The sequence below is a fragment of the Thermostichus sp. MS-CIW-23 genome (assembly GCF_054059455.1).
In genome coordinates this window covers 35,453-55,461 of record NZ_JBSSCC010000020.1, presented here as the reverse complement: position 1 = coordinate 55,461, position 20,009 = coordinate 35,453, and the positions used below count along the sequence as shown (strand labels likewise).

The window sequence follows — 20,009 nt, the reverse complement described above, 5'->3', positions numbered from 1 at the left end:
AGACTTTTGACCAGCAAACCTATAAGGAGGCGGGCTTTCCTCCCGACACCAAGCCTGCGGCTATGGTGCGGGCCTCCAGCCCGAAAATTTGGTGAAGCCAAGATGGACGTGATCCCAGATGAACCGATTGTGATTGCCAGCCTGCTGAGCCTGGCTCTGTTGGGGATCTTGATTCTGAACTTGGCAGGGCGTGGGTCTGGGGATGCAGATTAAAAGGTTGACAAGCTTACTTATCCTTCTTTAGGATTAGGATCGCCTTGTCGGAGAGCGCCCCCATCGTCTAGAGGCCTAGGACACATCCCTTTCACGGATGCGACAGGGGTTCGAATCCCCTTGGGGGTATTGGGTCAGAGTTATAAGATAAAGCCGTCAACAGGGGATCCCTGGCAGCGGTGACACCTTACTCAGACTTTACTCAGAGAGGCTTTGCCGCCACAAACCACTCCAGATACAAGCTGGGAGAGCGGGTCATCTGGGATCCCCATACAAGCGGCATGGGCAGCCAGCCAACTGCCACTCCGTCGAGGGGGATCCCTATTCCACCCTTACTCCTCAACAGGGGAAAAATCTCCAAAGCAGCGGCCTAGAAGGTTAGGCTTAGTTGTCCAATCGGCTACGGCTTGGGTTTGAGCAGACCTAGGGCCTGCCAGGATCAGGTGCTGGCCACCAGAGCTTCAGCCGGCGTGGCGGCGACCAACAGCTCGTCTTTGATGAGCTCTGCCAGCTCTTGCAGTTGGCGAATTGCCTCTGCTCCTTCCAATTTCATGAGCTCTCGGTCATCCCGCATTTCTGTCCAGCTAATGGAGCATTCGGAAACCAAAAAGCGAATCAGGTGCCCCTCTCGTAAGCTGACCATAAACGAGGCACTCTCGAAAGACGTACCACAGGTGTAGCAAGAGGCTGGGTAGCCCCGCTTCTCCAAAACGATGGCCAGGGCCTGCAAACTCATCACCAGATCTTGAACATAGCTGCGGTATTGTTCCGCCAACCGTGTGAACATCACACTCCTCCCTAATGAATTGGCCTCTGTGGGGCTCAGCCTAGCTGCAAATGACCTAACTAGTAATTTATGCTTAGGACTAGGATTACATCTATCATAACAATCGACAACCCCTCAAGGAAGTGATTAAGGCCACAGAGTAGGCAAGGTCTACCTCAGTGAAATGTAGTATTCAACACTTCTCTTAACAGGGACATCAAAATTTACCTCGAGTCAATGCTCTTATCTATCGGGATCCTCACCCAGTGCTTGGCCCAGTCTTTTCTCAAAATGGCTCAGGGCTGCTCGTGTCATCAGGACAGAGGGCGGAAAGTTGCCTCAAAGCTTTCTCCTGCAAGGGTTTCAACCATCGAGAAGCGGGACGTAGTCTTTTGATAAGAGGCCAGCGCGTTAGAGTGTCAAGTGGGCCAAGGCTTGCAGACGAATGCAGATCAAGGTGGGTTCCCGCCCGATTATGCTGAGAAAATTCTCGGCATGGACAATTGAGAAGGAACGGCTTGATGCTGACACCTGTTGATCTGGAAAAACGAGTGGCTTATTTGCAGAGTCCCCAAGCCGTTCGGGATCGCTGTCGGTTGCTATTGGAAAGGGTTTTGGCCCGTGAATCAGAGCATTTTCGCCTCGACCTGAACCGGCTGGGATCCGTAGCCGACTATGTGATCACCACAATGCGGGCCCATTATCCCAACGGGGAAATTCCCTTCCACAGCCGCTGGCAACATTTTCAGGTGGGATCCGGGGAGCGCCTAACCCGTCTGGAAAATCGACTTAAAGACATGGATCCGCTGGAGCGGCTGCGATGCAAGTGGGATCTGGCCATCGTCAGCGTGTTGCTGGACGCAGGCGCAGGCTCTGCCTGGAAGTACTGGGATCCAGAAAGTCAGACGGTGGTGGGTCGTTCCGAAGGTTTGGCCTTGGCCAGTTTCGACTGGTTCTGGCAAGGTGGGTTTTCCAGCGATCCCCAGCAGCCTCTGCAGGTGGATGCGGCGGGCCTGGAGCGGATCACCTTGGCGGATTTGGCAGCAGCTTTCCAGGTGGGGCCGGAAAATCCTTTACTGGGACTGGAGGGGCGCTGGCAACTGCTGCAAAGGTTGGCACAAACTTTGCGGGCTCAACCTCATTACTTTGGATCCGGTCACAATCTTCCCCGTCCTGGCCGGTTGTGGGAAGCAATCCAACCCGAGGATCCCAGCCGTGGGATCAAAGCAGCACAGGTCTTCCAGGCAGTTCAGAGGGGGTTTAGCTCCATTTGGCCTGGGCGAGTCTCGCTGGCCGGGATCCCTCTGGGGGATGTCTGGCCCTATCCCCACCTGCCCCAAACGGAGCCGGGGAGCCATTGGGTGCCTTTTCACAAGTTGTCCCAATGGATGACCTATTCCCTGCTGGAGCCGTTGCAGCAGGAGGGGATCCCAATCGAGGGTTTGGATGAGCTGACGGGTTTGGCGGAGTATCGCAACGGGGGGCTGTTTGTGGATTTGGGGGTGATCCAGCTCAAGCAGCCGGAGATTGGGCAGCAACCGCATCCCCCAGATTCGACGGTGATTGTGGAGTGGCGAGCCCTGACGGTGATTTTGCTGGATCAAGTTGCCTCCTTAATCCGGGAAAGGCTTGGCTGCTCTGCCCAGGAGTTGCCCCTGGTGAAAATACTGCAAGGGGGAACCTGGACGGCAGGACGGCAAATAGCGGCCCAGCTTAGGCCAGATGCTTCTCCTCCCATCCAACTGCTCAGCGATGGCACGGTTTTTTAGGGATCCCCTTTCGAGATTCTTAAGAAGTTCTGTAATAATCTCAGGGCCAAATCAGGACGGGATCCCCAGTGCAGATGCAGGTACGAAGCGTGAAGACGCTCGGTGGCCCATCCTTCCTGTTGAAGCTGGGCGGGGGATCCCCAGCTGTAGATTGGGCTGGGGGAGATGGGGGTGCTGCGGGAGCGGTGAAATTCATGCCCGCGCAGGCGATCCCCAGCTGGCGCCAGCAGGGTTGGGCGCAAAACGGCAGCTGCGCGGTAGCCCAAACATAGCCGGTTGGCCATGTCTACTGTGATGGGCAACAGCCCGGCCATCGGGTAGGTCTTTCCCTGAAAATCGGTAAGGGATTGGCCCAGCACCATCAGTCCGCCGCACTCGGCGTAGAGGGGTGGGTGGGTGGGCGGGGGAGGTTGTTGGTTAATGCTCTCAGATAGAGGTGCTGCAAACAATTCCGGGAACCCTCCCCCCAGCAGCACGCCATCGCAGGGATCCGGCGGCCATAGTCCCACCTGGAGGGGGGAATACTCCAGCAGCTCGGCTCCACAGGCCCGCAACAGATCCAAGTTGTCGGCGTAGTAGAAGTTAAAGGCGTGGTCTTGGGCCACCGCCACCCGTACCTGTTCGCAGCGGCGGGGCGGAGTCCTTTCGGTGAGAGGGGGGATCCCTGGCCACAGCTCTCCTACCGCTGGAGGAAGCCTCCGAATGAGGGGCAATAGGCTATCCCAATTGACGTGTTGCTCGGCCAGCTCGGCCCAGGCAGCTTGCCAGTGGGGGAAGTGATCCAGTTCTGAGACAGGCACCAACCCCAGGTGTCGGCTGGGCAACCGCAAATCCTCCCGCCGGGGAAACTGGCCCAAGACTGGGATCCCCGCTGCAGCCGCTGCCTGCTGCAAGATTTGTCCATGCCGCTCCGAGGCCACCCGGTTGAAAATCACCCCAGCAATGGAGAGGCGGGGATCCCAGCGGCTCAAGCCGTAGAGCAAAGCGGCCACCGTCGTTCCCATGCCGCTGCCATCGATCACCAGCACCACAGGGATCCCGAGCAGGCGGGCCACATGGGCGCTGCTGGCAAAAAAAGGCTCCGTTCCGCCCTCGGGGAGGGGCAGGGATCCCGGCGCTCGTCCATCGAAGAGGCCCATTACCCCCTCCACAATGGCTCCATCCTTGCCCTGGCAATGGTGGCGAAAGCAGCGCTGCACAAAGTCCTCGTCGGTCAAGAAGGGATCCAAATTGCGACAGGGGATCCCGCTCACCGCCGTGTGAAACAGAGGATCAATGTAATCCGGCCCCACCTTGAAAGGTTGGATGCGCAGGCCCCGTCGCCTCAGAGCGGCCAACAGAGCCAGAGTGATGGTGGTTTTGCCGCTGCCGCTTGCTGCCGCCGCCAGCAGAATGGCCATCTTTCCTGCCCAAGGGTTAGAACTCGATGCCGATTTGCGCCTTGATCCCCTGGTCACGGAAGGGATGCTTGACCAAAGTCATCTCCGTCACCAGATCGGCTCGGTCGATCAACGCTGCCGGCGCGCCCCGCCCCGTCAAGATCAGGTGAACCCGCTCCGGTTTCTCCGCTAGCCCGGCCAACACCCTGTCCGGCGAGAGATATCCCAACTTGAGGGCGACATTGATCTCATCCAGAAGTACCAACTGAAACTCCCCGCTGGTGAACAGCTCCCGCCCCTTTTCCCAGGCCGCCTGTGCATGGGCGATGTCTCGCTCCCGGTCTTGGGTTTCCCAGGTAAAGCCCTCTCCCATGGCGTAAAAAGCTATTTTCCCCAGGCCCAGCTCTGGATGCTCGGCCAATTTCCGCAATAGCTTGGCTTCTCCTGGATCCCAGGCCCCCTTGATAAATTGCACCACCCCCACCGACAATCCCTGGCCGAGGGCGCGGAAGATCATGCCAAAGGCAGCCGTGGTCTTTCCCTTGCCCTGCCCGGTGTGTACGATGATCAAGCCCTTGTCATCTCGCATGCCCGACAGACGCTGCCGCTGGATCTGCTGGCGTTTTTGCATTCTTTGGCGGTGCCGCCAGTTTGGGTCAGCCTCTGTGCCCGGTGAGCTATCGCAAGCAGCCTCAAGTTCTGTTGTCGAGGGGGGCAGGGGCTGGGATCCCGAAGCCGGTGCAGGCCAGCCAGACAGGGCGGGTTGGGCCATAATCAAAAGGAATCGAGATTCGCCACACAGGCTGAGGGGAACTGCACCACTGGCGCGACCGTCGGGGCAAACCCAAGTTCCCCACAGTGAACCGCCTTTATCCTAATCCGGTTTCATTCGGCTGGGATATGAGAGAACCGGCTGCCGCTTTCCGAGATAGCCTGCTAATGTACTGCTTCATCTGGGCAGTGCTGGCAATAGGGTGTTTTCAAGTCTTGCCCCGCATCCAAGTCGTATCTGCCGCCGAGTTGCAACCGTGGCTAGCGCCCAGCTACTTTGCAGGTCTGGGGGGATCCCTATTGGCAGCCTTGGGATCCCTGTTGGCCATCTCAGCCGAAACGACGCCAAATCCTGCCGACAAAAAGCATCTGCACCGCTTGGCTTGGGGATTGGGGACAGTTGGCTTTCTCGGCGTTCTCTCCCCCCTGGGCTTGGCCGGCGCATTCTTTCTCAAAGCCGCTCAGGGGACAGACTGGTGGCAGGGTCTGTTTGGCTGAAGCCGCCCACAGCTTATTTTTTTGACAAATGGGCGGAGGTTGGGGGTACTATAGGGACAAGTTCCGTTCTTTATCCAGAGCAGACTGAGGGACCAGGCCCAATGAAGCTGCGGCAACCCGGCGGAAGCCTCCGCTACGGTGCCAATTCCTGCGGTTAGTCAGTAACCGAAAGATAAAGGCAATAAAGTTTTCTCTAGAGGATAGCCCTCTTTGGCGGGGGACTTTTCTGGCAACTTTATCCTTTAGCAGCTCCCATAGCTCTGGTCGCGGCAGCGGGGCAAGGCCTTCGCGGCAGTGCTGGTGCGTCAGCGGTGCAGAACGCTTGCTGGTTGCTGGGCCTTTCCTCTGGCTGAGTTGGGGCTGGTGCGGAGCACCTGGGGATCCCTGGTTGGCTCTTTCTCCCACGGATGATGAACGAGCGGGTGAGCATTGTTTTTTGTTCAGGTTCTCAGTTCTAGCTTTAAGGAGAAGGTTCGTTGTCCAAGTCGTTTTTGTTTTCCTCGGAGTCGGTGACGGAGGGGCACCCCGACAAAATCTGCGATCAGATCTCCGATGCCATCGTGGATGCCCTCTTGACGGCGGATCCCCTCAGTCGGGTGGCCGCCGAGGTGGTGGTCAATACGGGCCTGGTTTTGTTGACTGGGGAGATCACCTCGCAAGCGCAGGTCAACTTCACCCGTCTGGTGCGGGACAAGGTGGCCGAAATTGGCTATACCGATGCCAAGAATGGGTTTTGTGCAGAAAGCTGCGCGGTGTTGGTGGCTTTCGATGAGCAATCTCCCGATATTGCCCAAGGGGTGAACATGGCCCTGGAAAGTCGCGGCTCCCAGGAAGATCAATTCGACTTGGTCGGGGCCGGGGATCAGGGGTTGATGTTTGGCTTTGCCTGCGATGAAACTCCCGAGTTGATGCCCTTGCCCATTAGCTTGGCCCACCGCCTCAGCCGCCAGTTGGCCACGGTTCGCAAAAACGGCACCCTGCCCTATCTGCGCCCGGATGGCAAAACGCAGGTGACTGTGGCCTATGAGGAAGGTCGCCCGGTGGGCATTCACACCCTGCTCATCTCCACCCAGCACACACCCACGATTGGCGCCATTACGGAAGAGGCGGCGGTGCAAGAGCGGATCCGCGCCGATCTCTGGGAGGCAGTGGTCACGCCGGTGTTTGCCGAGCTGCCCATCAAGCCGGATAGCCACACCCGCTTCCTCACCAATCCCACCGGCAAGTTTGTCATCGGCGGCCCTCAGGGAGATGCGGGCCTGACCGGACGCAAGATCATCGTCGATACCTACGGCGGCTATTCTCGCCATGGGGGCGGGGCCTTCTCCGGCAAGGATCCCACCAAGGTGGATCGCAGCGCTGCCTATGCGGCTCGTTACGTGGCCAAGAACATCGTGGCAGCTGGCTTGGCGCAAAAATGTGAAGTGCAGGTGAGCTACGCCATTGGGGTAGCCCGCCCCATCAACATTTTGGTGGAAACCTTTGGCACAGGGCGCATCCCCGACGAAGAGCTGTTGCGGCTGGTGCAGCGCCACTTCGATCTGAGGCCGGCAGCCATTTTGGCCCAGTTCCAACTGCGGGAGCTGCCCCGCCAACGGGGAGGGCGCTTCTACCAAAATGTAGCGGTCTATGGGCACTTTGGGCAAACCCATCTGGATCTGCCCTGGGAGCGCACCGATAAAGCCGCTCTGCTGCGGGAGGAGGCTCTTGCCAAGGCGACTGCCCTCTTGGCCTAAGAGGGGATCACTAAGACGGCCTGCTGCCTCAATGCTTGCCCTGGTGCAGTTGCTTAACCAGGTGGGGTAGCTCCGGCAGGATCAGGCTGCGCATAGCCAGTTGCACGGCTGCTGGGGAGCCAGGCATGGAAAAGATCAAGCACTTTCCGTGGATCCCGGCGATGGCCCGAGAGGCGATGGCCCGACTGCCAATCTGGGCATAGCTGAGCTGGCGGAAGATCTCCCCAAAGCCGGGCAAGGTCTTTTCCAGGAGAGCCTCGATGGCGTCGTAAGTGGTGTCGCGGGGGGCGATGCCTGTGCCACCATTCAACAAGATCACCGGCAGGGATCCGGCCCAATCCTGAACCTGCTCTCGAATGAGCTGCGGTTCATCTCGGAGAATGCAATATCTCTCCACCCGGTGGCCGGACTCCTGGAGGGCTGTGCAGATAAACTGGCCGCTGTGATCGGTTTCAGGGGTGCGCGTGTCGCTGACGGTGATCACCCCACAGGGCAAGGCGGCAAAAATGTGCTCCGCACCGCTGTCGCAATCGAGGGGAAAGTTCATGGCCAGGATCCCTGAGGAAAGAGAGTGGCAAGCCCATCAAGACTGTCCCTGAGGGGGCTCGGCAGGAGTTGGAGGGTCAACGACCGTCTGCTGGAGCTCTAGGATCCCTGAGGACTCTGCCCCACCAGCACGGGCGAGTTGGGGAGGAGGGGACTGGGCAAGCAGGCGGCGCAGCTTGGGGGGAAGCTCCTGCAACTGCTCCAACAACAAGTTTAGAGATATGGCCGGTTCTCTGGAAAACAGGGATCCCGCGGGGGGTACCGGCGGCAGAGGAGAACAGGCAAAGGCAGCCGAAGCCAAAGAGCGGATCAGCTCCTGCTGCTCCTGCCAAAGGAACTGGCCGATTTCTGGGGGAAAGGTAAGATGAGGAGAGCCGCGACGCTGCCAAAGGCGGAGAAGCTGCTCCACAGAGGTGGCCTTGTACCGCCCCTGGTAGAGGGCTTCCAGCAAAGCCACCGGGATCCAACGGGCCGGGAACGACTGGCTCCAGCGCTCCACCCAAACCTGGCTGGGTTGACCTTCCAGCTCAAACCCATAGTGCTCCAGAAAGGTGGCAGGATCCATCAGCCCATGGCAGCCCAAGGAAACTCAACCCAAGCTAGTCCAGATCCGCCGAGACAAAGGGGAGATAAAGCCTTTCTCCCTGGATCTCGCAAGACAGCTCTCGTCCAAGAATACCCCTATTTGCCTTTCATGAAGGCTCTGTGAAGAGGCTATAAAGCTGCAAAGCTGCGGTACGCTTAAAGACTCAGTCTTACCCCTGCCTGAGAGGGATCCCGGCCAGCCATTTCTTGGAAAGGCTCTGCTGTATTGCTTTATCGTTGTTTCAAACAAGATTAAGACACTTTGCCGCCGACTCCTACCCCCACAATAAGAGGGGCGGCTGCGCCGCTCTTCTAAAACCCTTGCCTTTGACCATTCCTGCAGTGCATCCCCCGATTTCTTGGAGGCCTGAGTTGCCAGCACCCTTTCAGGATAGGCTCTCCCTTAGCCGGCGGTTGCCATGGCCTTCAACCCCTTCAAAATCAGATAGTCCAAAATACTGGTGTTCTCCTCGCCGCGATAATTAAAATTGGGGCGCACCAGCCACAGCCCCTTCTGAGTGCGGCAACAGAGGTTCAGCAGCGTGCGGGCCAAAATCTGTTGACGCGCCTGTAAATCCCGCGCCGCATCGGAAACCTCCCCGTCCCATTCCGGCGTCAGCACACGGCTGTTGTAGAGCACATGCCAGAGGGAGCGGGACCAGCTGGGGTTGGTGATATCAAACCAAAATTGGTAATCCGCCTCCAAACCCCGAGTGATGTAGGCCCCCGGAGTTGCAACTACCAAGTAACGGGAATAGTCGGGCTCGAAGCGGCTGCTGCTGGGGGTCTGTCCCGAGCGGATCATGGCCAAAAAGGCGGGATCCCCTTCGGCAGGGAAGGCCTGACGAAACCGTTGTGCCGCTTCCATCAATACGCGCAGCAGCTCTTGATCCTGAGGGGAAGCAATCACCGAGGCCAAGTGATCGGCAAAAAACTGCTGGAAGAAAGCGGCCAATGAAGGGCCGGGACGATAGCCGCGCAGCCAATCGAACAGTCGCTGGTAGCGCTCCAGGTTGGCAAACCCCACCCGCTCTGGCTGCCGTACTGCCGTTCGGGGACGCAGAGAACGCCCCACCGGATCCCAGGTATCTTCGGCCAACAGAGCCGCCCGAATGGGATCCAGCCCCAGCACCCAGCTCAACATCAGCCGCCAAGCCGGCAAAGTGGGAAAAGCGCCCCACTCGGGATGGGCCAATTCTGCTGCCGTCAGCACCGCCCGCACCAAGGGATAGCGGATCAAGGCCGGGAAGGGGGCAATCGGCAAAACCGGCACTTCCGACAACTGCTCCTGCAAGCTCAGGCTCACCCCCACATCCATACGGGGCAGCAAAACAGCAATGCGATGGGCCGGGATCCCGGCCCCCAAAAGCCGGCGAATTTGAGCAACCATCACCTCCACTGCCGCAAACTGGGTCTCTTCCTCCAGCGTTTGCACCAGCGGCAGTCCTCCCCCCTGCGGCTCGGGCAGCGGATGAGAAAACTGGGGATCCAACACCCGCGCAATCTGCACCCCTAAGCGGATCATGCCTGCTGAAGCGCGATGGCTCCCCTCCAGAAACTGAACCTGCGTTTTTGCCATCAAGAAGTCAGCTACTGCCTCTGGGATCCCGGTCAAGGAAACCCCACCACCAAGGGTGTAGCTGAAAAATTGGCTTTGCAGATGGGATTGCCCCTGCCGGTAAAACTCCAGCGCCACGGCACAACTGTCTTCCGCCTGATCCACAATCAGGTGATCCCACTCTTGCCAAAACTCCGCCAGCGGCAGGATGTGCTCGCCAAACAGCCGAATTTGCAGGCCAAAATCCAGGGATCCCAACCGAAGCGCTGCCTCCCACAGCCGACCCACACAGCAGCCCATTGCCTGCAAAGCCTCTGCCCGCCGCGGATCTGCCTCCTCGGGCCAAGCCCGGGCCAGCCGGGATCCCACCACCTCTGCCGGCAAACCCGAAGCCCCCGCAATATAAGCAGCACTGCTGATCTGATCCCAGATCTGGAACTCCTTGAGCCCGACCCCGGCAAAGGCTTCCCCATGCCGAGGGCACAAAGCGCAGGCTCGTTCGCAGAGAAATTGAGTAAGATCTTTGGCCAAGGGGATCGGCTCAAACTGAGGAGGCAACTGAGGAAGGCGGGCACACACCTGCGGCCAATGATCGGCCAGAGAGCGCCCAACCCGCTGCAAGAACGTCTCGATCCGCCACGGCCCCACCAAGCCCGAACTGGACTGCTGCAAGCGCCGCAACACCTCATCCGCTTGCCGTTGACTCCGCACCAAAAACAAGACCCGGCCCGGATCGGATCCCGCCTGCAACAAACTTCGATAGTGATCCACACAAGCCTGGGTCAGCCCACTGCCTGCCCAGCCCATCACACTTTTGAAGGGAGATGGCTTCCCCCGCCAATGGCTCTTTTCTTCCGCCTGAGCTGCTCTCGCCATTGCTGGCCTCCCCAACCAGCCCATTTTCTCGGCAAAAGTCTGGACAAACGGGCCTTCGCTTCATTATGATCGTTTTCCGTTGCCAACTAAGCCCATCCGCTTTGGCGACCTGGTGCGCTGCTACCCCAGATACTGCCTCTTTGCAGGCAAGTCTGAGCAGCTCTTAGCAAAAGCAGTTTGGCGTGTAACTTTGGGGTGAACTAGGCGAGAGGATCAGCGTTGCCGATGCTGATCTTAGGCTCTGGGGACAGGGATCCCTGATTCTCCCTGCCTCGCTTTTTCGCCTGAGTTGGCAGACTCAGCCTTGTTCTGAGCTTTCTGCTGCCACGCTGTTGCTGTATGTCTATCCATCCGGCTGACTGAGCCATTAGCCTACAGCCCGCTTCGCGAAAGGTCGGCTGATTGTCGGAGTGAGTCGGCTCTGAATTGATGAAAGCGAGTCGTGCAGGCTCGATTGGAGGTTCTTGTGGCACTTGGCATCCTTGGAAGAAAAGTCGGCATGACCCAGATCTTCTCACCAGAGGGGCTGGCCATTCCGGTTACCGTCGTACAGGCGGGGCCTTGCACCGTGACCCAGATCAAAACCCAGGCCACAGACGGCTACAACGCCATTCAGTTGGGCTACTTGCCCACCACTGAAAAGCATCTCACGCGGGCGCAGCGGGGCCACCTCAGCAAAGCAGGGGTGACAGAGCTGCTGCGCCACCTGCGAGAGTTTCGCGTTGATCAGCCGGAAGCTTACCAATTGGGGCAGAAAATTACCGTCGAGATGTTTTCCCCCGGCCAGTTGGTGGATGTGGCAGGTACCTCCATCGGGCGAGGGTTTGCCGGCTATCAAAAGCGCCACCACTTCGGTCGTGGCCCCATGTCCCACGGCTCCAAAAACCACCGCCGACCGGGTTCCATTGGCGCCGGCACAACCCCAGGCCGCGTGTTTCCGGGGATGCGCATGGCAGGGCGGCTGGGAGGTGGCCGAGTCACCACCCGCAAATTGCAGTTGGTGCAGGTGGATCCGGAGCGGGATCTGTTGGTGATTAAGGGCTGCGTGCCCGGCGTAGAAGGAGGGCTGCTGGAGATCACCCCTGCCAAGCAGGTGGGCAACAAGCGTTAGGGGAGGGATCCCTGGGTGAAACCAAGGTTGACCGGCATCCGCAAAGACGAGGGAACCATGGCAAGTTGTGTGGTGAAAAATTGGCAAGGGGAAACGGTGGGCAGCGCGGAGCTGAGCCTTAAAGTTGCTCGTCCCGAAACAGCCGCCCACATCCTCTATCTGGCACTGCGCCGGCAGATGACCAATGCTCGTCAGGGCAACGCCCACACCAAGACCCGAGCTGAGGTGCGCGGCGGCGGTCGCAAGCCTTGGAAGCAGAAAGGCACCGGTCGGGCCCGTGCCGGCTCCATCCGCTCCCCACTTTGGCGCAAAGGGGGGGTGATCTTCGGCCCCCGCAAGCGGGAATACAACCTGGCCATGAACCGCAAAGAACGGCAACTGGCCCTGCGCACCGCTCTGCAAAGTCGGGTGGAAGACCTGATCGTCGTGGAGGATTTCCAGGAGCAGCTCAACCCGCCCAAAACCCGTGCTGTGGCCCAGGCTTTGCTGCGCTGGGGGGTGATGGAAGATCAATCGGCTCTGCTCATCGTTGCCGAACGCTCGGAAGCCGTAGAGCGGGCCGTGCGCAACATCGCCCGCGTTAAGCTGATCGGCCTGGATCAGATCAACGTTTTCGATCTGCTCAACGTCGATTGGGTGCTGATCACCGTTTCTGCCCTAGAGCAACTCAAGGCCCGTTGGGGATCCGACGCTGCGCCGGCAGTTCTGGAGACTCCCTCTGAGGATGCACCTCAGGCCGACATAGCCGAAGATCAGGCCCTGCCCGGAGATGGGCCGGAAGATCAGGCCGTTCCAGAAAGCGAACACGAGGAAGCAGAGCAAACCCCAGCCCAACCTGAGGCCCAGGAAAACCAAGCTGCCCTCCAAGGACGTCCAGCAGATCCGCAGGGGCCAGAAGAGCAAACCGAAGAGCCCCAAGATCCAGCAGAAGAACTGGCTCAAGGAGCAGAGCCGTCAACGGTAGAAGAGGCCGAAGCAGCCCCAGCAGAGGAGGAAAGCGATGACTGAGAGCAAGCGGATCCTGGCCGACGTCCTGTTGCGCCCCGTCATCACCGAAAAGGCAACCGCCTTGATGGAGCAGCGCAAATATGTCTTTGAAGTGCTGCCCACCGCCACCAAGCCGCTCATCCGAGCTGCCGTCGAAGAAATGTTCCGCGTGCGAGTTACTTCCGTCAACACCCTGAAGCTCCCGCGCAAGCAACGGCGGGTGGGCCGCTTTGTGGGCTACCGCACCCGTCCCAAGCGAGCCATCGTGACCTTGGCGGAGGGAGATTCCATCACCCTCTTCCCGGACACCTGAACGCCCCTTTTGAGCTGTTGTTGTCCCGTCCCCCACCCCTACCTGAGCCATGGGCATTCGTACTCTCCGACCCTACACCCCCAGCACCCGTCACATGACGGTCTCTGACTTCGAGGAGCTGTCCCGTGACGAGAACGGCAAGCGGCCCAGACCGGAAAAGTCGCTGCTGCAATTTATTCACCGCAAGAAAGGGCGCAACAACCGTGGCGTCATCACCTGCCGGCACCGCGGTGGTGGCCACAAGCGGCTTTACCGCATCATCGACTTCCGTCGCGACAAGCGGGGGATCCCGGCGACCGTCAAAACTGTGGAGTACGATCCCAACCGTAGCGCCCACATCTGCCTGGTGGAATACGAAGACGGCGAAAAACGCTACATCCTCGCTCCCCGCAACCTACAGGTGGGATCCACCATCATGGCCGGGCCAGAGGCCCCCTTTGAGATCGGCAATGCCATGCCCCTGGAGCGGATCCCCCTGGGAACGGTGGTTCACAACGTGGAGCTGTATCCTGGTCGCGGCGGACAGATGGTTCGCGCTGCCGGGGCTGGCGCTCAAGTGGTGGCCAGAGAAGGCAAATATGTCTCCCTCAAGCTGCCCTCCGGCGAAGTCCGCATGATCCGCGGCGAGTGCTACGCCACCATCGGCCAACTGGGCAACGTTGACCACAACAACATCAGCCTGGGCAAGGCGGGTCGTAGCCGTTGGTTGGGGCGCCGTCCTAAGGTGCGTGGCTCGGTGATGAACCCTGTGGATCATCCCCATGGCGGCGGGGAAGGGCGAGCCCCCATAGGCCGCAGTACCCCTGTCACCCCTTGGGGCAAGCCCACCCTGGGATACAAAACCCGCAAACGCAACAAGCCCAGCAACAAATTCATCGTGCGCGGTCGCCGTCGCGGAGGCCGCCGGGACAAGGGCGGAAGGGCTGCTCAGTAGCCGCTGGCCATTCGCTCCCCGAAGCTTTTTCGACAGTGAATTGCTTATCAAACGGTTGAGGTTCTTATGGGACGTTCGCTGAAAAAAGGCCCCTTTGTGGATGCCAAGCTGCTTCTCAAGGTGGAGAAGATGAACGAGCGCAACGAGAAACACCTGATCAAGACTTGGTCGCGGGCCAGCACCATCTTGCCCGTCATGATCGGTCACACCATCGCCGTTCACAACGGCAAGCAACACGTGCCCATCTACATCACTGACCAGATGGTGGGTCACAAGCTGGGGGAATTCGTTCCCACCCGTACCTTCCGCGGTCACGCGGGGAGCGACAAAAAAGCCGCTCGCCGTTGAGAGGAATAACGAACAGGAAAGTATCGAGTAGGCAAGGAGAGGGCCATGGCCGATTCATCCCCTGAGGTTAAAGCGGTAGCCCGCTATATCCGCATGTCCCCCTTTAAAGTGCGGCGGGTGTTGGATCAGATCCGTGGGCGCACCTATGCCGATGCCCTGATTCTTTTGGAGTTCATGCCCTACGCTGCCTGTGAGCCGGTTCGTAAGGTGCTGCGCTCGGCGGTGGCCAACGCAGAGCACAACAACGGCTTGGATCCCTGGGATCTGGTGATCAGCCAGGCCTATGCTGATCAGGGGCCCGTCCTGAAACGGTTTCGCCCCCGCGCCCAAGGGCGGGCCTACCCCATTCGCAAGCGCACCTGTCACATCACCATCGCCGTCCGGCCCATAGAGGAAGCTGAAGCGGCGACGGCCTCTTAACCTCCTGTATTTCTAGTCCTTTACCCTTCAACCGACACCACCATGGGACAGAAGATCCACCCCACCGGTTTCCGCCTCGGCGTGATTAAGGAGCATCGCAGCCGCTGGTTTGCCGATCCAGCCCGCTACCCAGCCTTGTTACAGGAGGACGACCAGATTCGCACCTACCTGACCAAGCAACTGAGCAGTGCTGGTTTGGCCGATATCCAAATCGAGCGCAAAGCGGATCAAATTGACCTAGAGATCCGGGCTGCTCGCCCTGGGGTGGTCGTGGGTCGGGGCGGATCCAGCCTAGAGACTTTGCGCCAAGGTCTACAGAAAGAGCTGTCCGCGCTAGCGGGACAAAGCCCTGGTTCACGAGGTGGTGGCGAGCGAACCATTCGCATCAATGTAGTAGAGGTCACCCGTGCCGATGCCGAGGCGACCTTGTTGGCGGAAAACATTGCCCAACAGTTGGAACGGCGGATTGCCTTTCGCCGCATCGTGCGCCAGGTGATCCAACGGGCCCAGCGGGCAGGTGTACAAGGGATCAAAATCCAAATTGCCGGGCGTCTGAACGGGGCCGAGATTGCCCGCACCGAATGGACGCGGGAGGGGCGGATCCCTTTGCATACTTTGCGGGCCGACATCGACTACGCCGAGCACCTCGCCCACACCACTTTCGGCATCATCGGGGTCAAGGTCTGGGTCTTCAAAGGGGAAGTTCTGCCCGGGCAGGAACGTCACGAACAAAAGTTTCCCCTGCAACAGCCCAAACGTCGGCAGCAGCGGCGGCGGCCCACCTTTGAAGATCGCTCGGCTCAGGAGGCCTGAGGGCCAACACCGGAACGTCCAGGGATCCCTATCGCAGTTGACTTAAGGAACGGCCATGTTAAGCCCCAAACGCACCAAGTACCGCAAGCAACAGCGCGGGCGCATGAAAGGCAAAGCGACCCGTGGCAACCGCATCAACTTTGGGGAATACGGCCTTGTGGCCCTAGAACCCGCCTGGATTACAGCTCGACAGATCGAGGCCAGCCGTCGAGCCATGACCCGCTATGTTCGGCGGGGTGGCCAAATCTGGATTCGCATCTTTCCCGACAAGCCCGTTACTCAGCGAGCCGCGGAAACCCGCATGGGATCCGGCAAAGGCAACCCTGAGTACTGGGTTTGTGTCGTCAAGCCGGGCCGTATCCTCTTCGAAATGGGGGGAGTGGCAGAGCCCATCGCCCGCGAGGCCATGCGCCTTGCCGCCCAGAAGCTGCCCATTAAGGTCAAGTTTGTAACCAAAGCCGACTTTGAAAAGCCAGAGCCCGCCCAGGCAACGGCTTCAGAGGTGGCCACCAGCAGTGTATGAGGAGAGTTCAGCCATGCCCATGCCCAAAATTGCTGATGCCCGTGCTTTATCAGACGAAGAGCTGAGCAACGAAATCTACGCCGTCAAGAAAGAGCTGTTTGAGCTGCGCTTGCAGCAGGCCACGCGGCAGTTGAACCAGCCCCATCTCATCCGGCTGCGCAAGCACAAGCTGGCGCAACTGTTAACTGTAGAGGCAGAACGCAAGCGGGGCAAACGCCCAACCAAGGAGGAGTAATGGCTGTTCGGGAGAAGATTGGCATTGTGGTCAGCAACAAGATGCAAAAAACGGTGGTTGTTGCCGTAGAAAATCGGGTCGCTCACCCGAAGTACGGCAAGATCGTCGTCAAGACCAAGAAGTTTAAGGCCCACGACGAGGAAAACCGCTGTCAAGAAGGGGATCTGGTGCGCATCACGGAAACCCGTCCCCTCAGCCGCACCAAGCGTTGGCAAGTTGCCGAAATCCTGAGGGAGGTGAAGAAACTATGATTCAGCAGCAAACCATGCTGACGGTGGCCGACAACACAGGCGCCCGCAAAATGATGTGCATTCGCGTGCTGGGCAGCAGTGGCCGTCGCTACGCCAGCTTGGGCGACGTGATCATCGGCGTCGTCAAAGATGCCTTGCCCAACATGCCCGTCAAAAAATCCGATGTTGTCAAGGCCGTTGTTATCCGCACCGTCGATACGGTACGTCGCCCCGACGGCATGTGCATCCGCTTCGACGACAACGCCGCCGTGATCATCAACAACGACGGCAACCCCCGTGGAACTCGCGTTTTCGGCCCTGTAGCCCGTGAGCTGCGGGAGAAAAACTTCACCAAGATCATCTCCCTTGCCCCGGAGGTACTCTGATGGTTCGCCCCCTCAAACCCAGCCAAATTCGGCGCTTAGTTCGGCGACCGGGCATTCGCAAGCACCGCAACAGCCTGCGCTACAAAATGCGTATCAAGCAAGGGGATACCGTGCAGGTGATCTCCGGCGATGACAAAGGCAAAATCGGCGAGGTGCTGCGCGTTTTTCCCGAACGCAACATGGTTTTGGTGGAAGGGGTTAACATTGTTACCTACCACCGCAAACCTCAGCGAGAAGGGGAAAGTGGCCGAATTGAGACCAAGGAAGCTCCCATTCCCGTCTGCAAAGTGATGGCCTATTCCAAGAAGCAGGAGGTGGCCAGCCGTATCGGCTATCAAATCACCGCCGATGGTCGCAAGGTTCGCGTCCTTAAGAAAACGGGTGAGATTCTCGACTAAGCTTTTGATCCCTTTCCACCATTGGTTTGGCTCTGACCCAGCCCAGAGCCACAAGGAGAAGCCACCATGCCCCAGCGTCTGCAAATCCACTACAACACCGTCATTGTCCCCAAGCTGCAAAAGGAGTTGGGCTACACCAACATCCATCAGGTGCCCCGCCTGGAGAAGATCGTGATCAACCGCGGCTTGGGGGAAGCTTCCCAAAATGCCAAGGCTCTGGAATCCTCCATTGCCGAGATCAGCGCCATCACCGGTCAGCGTCCGGTGATCACCCGCGCCAAAAAGGCAATTGCCAGCTTCAAGATTCGCAAGGGCATGCCGGTTGGCCTGATGGTAACCCTACGGCGGGAGCGCATGTATGCGTTTTTGGATCGCCTGATCAACATTGCTCTGCCCCGTATCCGTGACTTCCGCGGCGTCAGCCCCAAAGCCTTTGATGGACGAGGCAACTACACCCTGGGCATCCGCGAACAACTGATTTTTCCCGAAATCAACTATGACTCTGTAGATCAGTTGCGAGGTATGGATATTTCAATTGTGACCACTGCTAAAACCGACGAAGAGGGCCGTGCCCTGCTCAAAGCGTTTGGCATGCCCTTTGCCTCCTAGGTTGCCCACCCTGACTTTTCTTGATCTGCATCGATCTTCCGAGGAGCACTGACCCACCGATGGCCCACACCAACGACACGATCGCCGATATGCTCACCCGCATTCGCAATGCCACCATGGCTCGGCACGAGTCGGTGGCAGTTCCGGCCACCCGCATGACCCGCAGCATCGCTCGCGTTCTTCATGAGGAAGGGTTCGTCAGCGAATGGAAGGAGGAGGGAGAAGGGATCCAAGCCCGGGTGGTGTTGCGATTGAAGTACAAGGGCAAAGGCCGCAACTGCAGGCCCATCATCAATGGCTTAAAGCGGGTGAGCCGACCCGGCCTGCGGGTTTACCGCAACCACAAAGAGCTGCCCCGAGTGCTGGGAGGAATTGGGATCGCCATCATCTCCACCTCCAACGGCATCATGACCGACCGGGAGGCTCGTAAGCAGGGCATTGGTGGTGAAGTCCTCTGTCTTGTCTACTAGACCTTAAGTTTTCTCTGGTCAGGAGTTTTTCCCATGTCCCGTATCGGTAGACGCCCCATCGCCCTTCCTGCCAAGGTGGAGATCCAGATCGACGGCCAACACATTGCAGTGAAAGGCCCGAAAGGTCAACTGTCCCGCAGTTTGCCGCCCTTGATCACAGTCCAGCAAAACGCTCAGATGCTCACGGTCAGCCGTCTCAACGATTCTCGTCCTGCCCGCCAACTGCACGGCCTCTGCCGCACCTTGGTCGCCAACATGGTAGACGGAGTGTCCAAGGGATTTGAGCGGCGGCTGGAATTGGTGGGCGTGGGCTACCGGGCTGCCATCCAAGGCAGCAAGTTGGTTTTGAACGTTGGCTACAGTCACCCTGTGGAGATCCCCTTTCCCCCCGGCATCCAAATTGCCGTTGAGGGAAACAACATCATTGTTGTCTCAGGCACAGATAAAGAACTGGTGGGCAATACTGCCGCCCGCATCCGAGCGGTCCGGCCTCCGGAGCCCTACAAGGGGAAAGGGATCCGTTATCTAGGGGAACAAGTTCGCCGCAAGGCGGGTAAATCCGGGAAAGCGAAGAAGTAAATAGCCCATTGCGAAAGCGGGACGGAGTCCTATGAAAACCAGCCGCAAAATTACCACCCAACGTCGTCATCGACGCATTCGCCGCAAGGTCTTTGGCACTGCCGAGCGGCCTCGCCTGGCCGTGTTTCGCTCCCATCGACACATCTACGCCCAGGTGATCGACGATGTAGCCCAGCATACCTTAGCCTCCGCCTCCACCTTGGACAGGGAGCTGCGCGAAAAATTCAAAGAAACCGGGACGGCTACTCAAGAAGCGGCTGCCTTGGTGGGCCGCTCAGTTGCCGAACGAGCCTTACAGATGGGCATTTCCCGCGTGGTTTTCGATCGGGGGGGCAAGCTCTATCACGGGCGCGTTCAGGCTTTGGCAGAAGCTGCCCGAGAAGCAGGGTTACAGTTCTAGCTACTGAGGACATAGCACATGGCTGAGCAGAGGGAACGTCGCAGAAGCAAAAAAAACCGCGAAGAGCAACCCACCGAGTGGCAAGAGCGGGTCATCCAGATTCGCCGCGTCACCAAGGTGGTCAAGGGCGGCAAGAAGTTGAGCTTCCGCGCTGTGGTGGTGGTCGGCAACGAGCGGGGCCAAGTCGGGGTTGGCGTGGGCAAAGCCAACGATGTGATTGGAGCAGTACGCAAGGGGGTTGTGGACGGTAAAAAGCACCTCATTGAGGTGCCCCTCACCAAAGGTTTGTCCGTACCCCATCCCATGCAGGGAGCAGGCGGCGGTGCCACCGTCTTGGTCATGCCAGCAGCTCCCGGCACAGGCGTCATCGCAGGGGGGGCAGTCCGCACTGTTCTGGAGCTGGCAGGAGTACGCAACAGCTTGGCCAAGCAACTGGGATCCAGCAACCCCCTTAACAATGCCCGTGCCACCATCGATGCGCTGCGGCGGATGCGTACCTTCAAGCAGGTGGCCCAAGACCGAGACATCGATGTGCGCCGCCTACTTGGCAAGTGAT

The 20,009-nt window shown here is 59.0% G+C and carries 26 protein-coding genes, 1 tRNA gene and 1 riboswitch; of the genes, 21 read left to right on the top strand and 6 right to left on the bottom strand.

The features are described from left to right. Positions 1 to 269 precede the first annotated feature (269 nt). Positions 270 to 342 (top strand) — tRNA-Glu (locus tag ACVW0B_RS08805). A gap of 310 nt (positions 343 to 652) precedes the next feature. On the opposite strand, the gene ACVW0B_RS08800 is transcribed toward ACVW0B_RS08805, so the two are convergent. Then, entirely contained in the window at positions 653 to 1,000 is a 348-nt protein-coding gene (locus tag ACVW0B_RS08800) for a DUF1815 family protein (RefSeq protein WP_011434143.1), read from the bottom strand. 500 nt (positions 1,001 to 1,500) lie between these two features. On the opposite strand from ACVW0B_RS08800, the gene ACVW0B_RS08795 reads away from it, so the two are divergent. Beyond that, positions 1,501 to 2,748 (top strand): URC4/urg3 family protein, encoded by a 1,248-nt coding sequence (locus ACVW0B_RS08795; protein ID WP_457491470.1) that lies wholly within the window; start codon positions 1,501 to 1,503, stop codon positions 2,746 to 2,748. Here the strand turns inward: ACVW0B_RS08795 and ACVW0B_RS08790 are convergent. Both ACVW0B_RS08790 and cobO read right to left on the bottom strand, forming a co-directional pair. After that, positions 2,745 to 4,148, bottom strand: coding sequence for a cobyrinate a,c-diamide synthase (locus ACVW0B_RS08790; protein ID WP_457491469.1), 1,404 nt, complete (start codon positions 4,146 to 4,148; stop codon positions 2,745 to 2,747). The two genes, ACVW0B_RS08795 and ACVW0B_RS08790, sit on opposite strands and share 4 nt — an antisense overlap. Positions 4,149 to 4,164: 16 nt before the next feature. Further along, positions 4,165 to 4,758, bottom strand: coding sequence for a cob(I)yrinic acid a,c-diamide adenosyltransferase (gene cobO, locus ACVW0B_RS08785; RefSeq protein WP_049749600.1), 594 nt, complete (start codon positions 4,756 to 4,758; stop codon positions 4,165 to 4,167). A 269-nt stretch (positions 4,759 to 5,027) separates the two neighbouring features. Here cobO and ACVW0B_RS08780 point away from each other — a divergent pair, with 269 nt between their 5' ends. Both ACVW0B_RS08780 and metK read left to right on the top strand, forming a co-directional pair. Then, positions 5,028 to 5,396: a hypothetical protein gene (locus tag ACVW0B_RS08780; RefSeq protein WP_011434147.1), complete on the top strand. Its 369-nt coding sequence runs from the start codon at positions 5,028 to 5,030 to the stop codon at positions 5,394 to 5,396. Between the two features lie 67 nt (positions 5,397 to 5,463). Further along, positions 5,464 to 5,575, top strand: a riboswitch (SAM riboswitch). Positions 5,576 to 5,872: 297 nt separating this feature from the next. Then, a complete protein-coding gene (gene metK / locus ACVW0B_RS08775; protein WP_041436796.1) occupies positions 5,873 to 7,132 on the top strand; it encodes a methionine adenosyltransferase in 1,260 nt (419 codons plus the stop codon). A gap of 28 nt (positions 7,133 to 7,160) precedes the next feature. Here metK and ACVW0B_RS08770 read toward each other — a convergent pair whose 3' ends face one another. The 3 genes from ACVW0B_RS08770 to ACVW0B_RS08760 all read right to left on the bottom strand — a co-directional run bounded on the left by ACVW0B_RS08770 (position 7,161) and on the right by ACVW0B_RS08760 (position 10,697). After that, positions 7,161 to 7,679 carry a MogA/MoaB family molybdenum cofactor biosynthesis protein gene (locus ACVW0B_RS08770; RefSeq protein ID WP_414391002.1) on the bottom strand — a complete coding sequence of 173 codons (519 nt, stop codon included), beginning with the start codon at positions 7,677 to 7,679 and terminating at the stop codon, positions 7,161 to 7,163. A 36-nt stretch (positions 7,680 to 7,715) separates the two neighbouring features. Continuing rightward, on the bottom strand, positions 7,716 to 8,243 hold the full coding sequence (locus ACVW0B_RS08765; protein WP_457491468.1) for a hypothetical protein: 528 nt from the start codon (positions 8,241 to 8,243) through the stop codon (positions 7,716 to 7,718). 423 nt (positions 8,244 to 8,666) lie between these two features. Continuing rightward, positions 8,667 to 10,697 (bottom strand): hypothetical protein, encoded by a 2,031-nt coding sequence (locus ACVW0B_RS08760; RefSeq protein ID WP_457491467.1) that lies wholly within the window; start codon positions 10,695 to 10,697, stop codon positions 8,667 to 8,669. Positions 10,698 to 11,163: 466 nt separating this feature from the next. Here ACVW0B_RS08760 and rplC point away from each other — a divergent pair, with 466 nt between their 5' ends. The 17 genes from rplC (at position 11,164) to rpsE (ending at position 20,008) form a co-directional block, all read left to right on the top strand. Continuing rightward, positions 11,164 to 11,808, top strand: coding sequence for a 50S ribosomal protein L3 (gene rplC, locus ACVW0B_RS08755; RefSeq protein WP_414344285.1), 645 nt, complete (start codon positions 11,164 to 11,166; stop codon positions 11,806 to 11,808). A 15-nt stretch (positions 11,809 to 11,823) separates the two neighbouring features. Next, complete coding sequence (rplD, locus tag ACVW0B_RS08750) at positions 11,824 to 12,816, top strand: 50S ribosomal protein L4 (protein ID WP_457491466.1); 993 nt, start codon at positions 11,824 to 11,826, stop codon at positions 12,814 to 12,816. After that, on the top strand, positions 12,809 to 13,108 hold the full coding sequence (locus ACVW0B_RS08745) for a 50S ribosomal protein L23 (RefSeq protein ID WP_414330452.1): 300 nt from the start codon (positions 12,809 to 12,811) through the stop codon (positions 13,106 to 13,108). Before rplD ends, ACVW0B_RS08745 begins: the two co-directional genes overlap by 8 nt. 49 nt (positions 13,109 to 13,157) lie before the next feature. Beyond that, on the top strand, positions 13,158 to 14,042 hold the full coding sequence (rplB, locus tag ACVW0B_RS08740) for a 50S ribosomal protein L2 (RefSeq protein WP_414389721.1): 885 nt from the start codon (positions 13,158 to 13,160) through the stop codon (positions 14,040 to 14,042). 66 nt (positions 14,043 to 14,108) lie between these two features. After that, positions 14,109 to 14,390 (top strand): 30S ribosomal protein S19, encoded by a 282-nt coding sequence (rpsS, locus tag ACVW0B_RS08735; RefSeq protein ID WP_011434156.1) that lies wholly within the window; start codon positions 14,109 to 14,111, stop codon positions 14,388 to 14,390. A 45-nt stretch (positions 14,391 to 14,435) separates the two neighbouring features. Continuing rightward, entirely contained in the window at positions 14,436 to 14,810 is a 375-nt protein-coding gene (gene rplV, locus ACVW0B_RS08730; protein WP_457387574.1) for a 50S ribosomal protein L22, read from the top strand. A gap of 42 nt (positions 14,811 to 14,852) precedes the next feature. Next, positions 14,853 to 15,623: a 30S ribosomal protein S3 gene (rpsC, locus tag ACVW0B_RS08725; protein ID WP_011434158.1), complete on the top strand. Its 771-nt coding sequence runs from the start codon at positions 14,853 to 14,855 to the stop codon at positions 15,621 to 15,623. A gap of 55 nt (positions 15,624 to 15,678) precedes the next feature. After that, positions 15,679 to 16,146 carry a 50S ribosomal protein L16 gene (gene rplP, locus ACVW0B_RS08720; protein WP_011434159.1) on the top strand — a complete coding sequence of 156 codons (468 nt, stop codon included), beginning with the start codon at positions 15,679 to 15,681 and terminating at the stop codon, positions 16,144 to 16,146. A gap of 13 nt (positions 16,147 to 16,159) precedes the next feature. Beyond that, entirely contained in the window at positions 16,160 to 16,381 is a 222-nt protein-coding gene (rpmC, locus tag ACVW0B_RS08715) for a 50S ribosomal protein L29 (RefSeq protein WP_457491465.1), read from the top strand. Next, positions 16,381 to 16,632: a 30S ribosomal protein S17 gene (gene rpsQ / locus ACVW0B_RS08710; RefSeq protein WP_011434161.1), complete on the top strand. Its 252-nt coding sequence runs from the start codon at positions 16,381 to 16,383 to the stop codon at positions 16,630 to 16,632. Before rpmC ends, rpsQ begins: the two co-directional genes overlap by 1 nt. Then, on the top strand, positions 16,629 to 16,997 hold the full coding sequence (gene rplN / locus ACVW0B_RS08705; protein ID WP_011434162.1) for a 50S ribosomal protein L14: 369 nt from the start codon (positions 16,629 to 16,631) through the stop codon (positions 16,995 to 16,997). The genes rpsQ and rplN overlap by 4 nt, the downstream gene beginning before the upstream one ends. Then, on the top strand, positions 16,997 to 17,395 hold the full coding sequence (gene rplX / locus ACVW0B_RS08700) for a 50S ribosomal protein L24 (RefSeq protein ID WP_011434163.1): 399 nt from the start codon (positions 16,997 to 16,999) through the stop codon (positions 17,393 to 17,395). Before rplN ends, rplX begins: the two co-directional genes overlap by 1 nt. A 66-nt stretch (positions 17,396 to 17,461) precedes the next feature. After that, entirely contained in the window at positions 17,462 to 18,004 is a 543-nt protein-coding gene (gene rplE, locus ACVW0B_RS08695; protein ID WP_414328930.1) for a 50S ribosomal protein L5, read from the top strand. A gap of 59 nt (positions 18,005 to 18,063) precedes the next feature. After that, positions 18,064 to 18,474 (top strand): 30S ribosomal protein S8, encoded by a 411-nt coding sequence (gene rpsH / locus ACVW0B_RS08690; RefSeq protein ID WP_011434165.1) that lies wholly within the window; start codon positions 18,064 to 18,066, stop codon positions 18,472 to 18,474. Positions 18,475 to 18,507: 33 nt separating this feature from the next. Next, the gene (gene rplF / locus ACVW0B_RS08685; RefSeq protein WP_011434166.1) at positions 18,508 to 19,053 is read left to right on the top strand and encodes a 50S ribosomal protein L6; all 546 of its coding nucleotides are present in this window, start codon (positions 18,508 to 18,510) and stop codon (positions 19,051 to 19,053) included. A gap of 31 nt (positions 19,054 to 19,084) precedes the next feature. After that, positions 19,085 to 19,453 carry a 50S ribosomal protein L18 gene (gene rplR, locus ACVW0B_RS08680; RefSeq protein ID WP_011434167.1) on the top strand — a complete coding sequence of 123 codons (369 nt, stop codon included), beginning with the start codon at positions 19,085 to 19,087 and terminating at the stop codon, positions 19,451 to 19,453. A gap of 18 nt (positions 19,454 to 19,471) precedes the next feature. Then, positions 19,472 to 20,008: a 30S ribosomal protein S5 gene (gene rpsE, locus ACVW0B_RS08675; protein WP_011434168.1), complete on the top strand. Its 537-nt coding sequence runs from the start codon at positions 19,472 to 19,474 to the stop codon at positions 20,006 to 20,008. Position 20,009 lies beyond the last annotated feature (1 nt).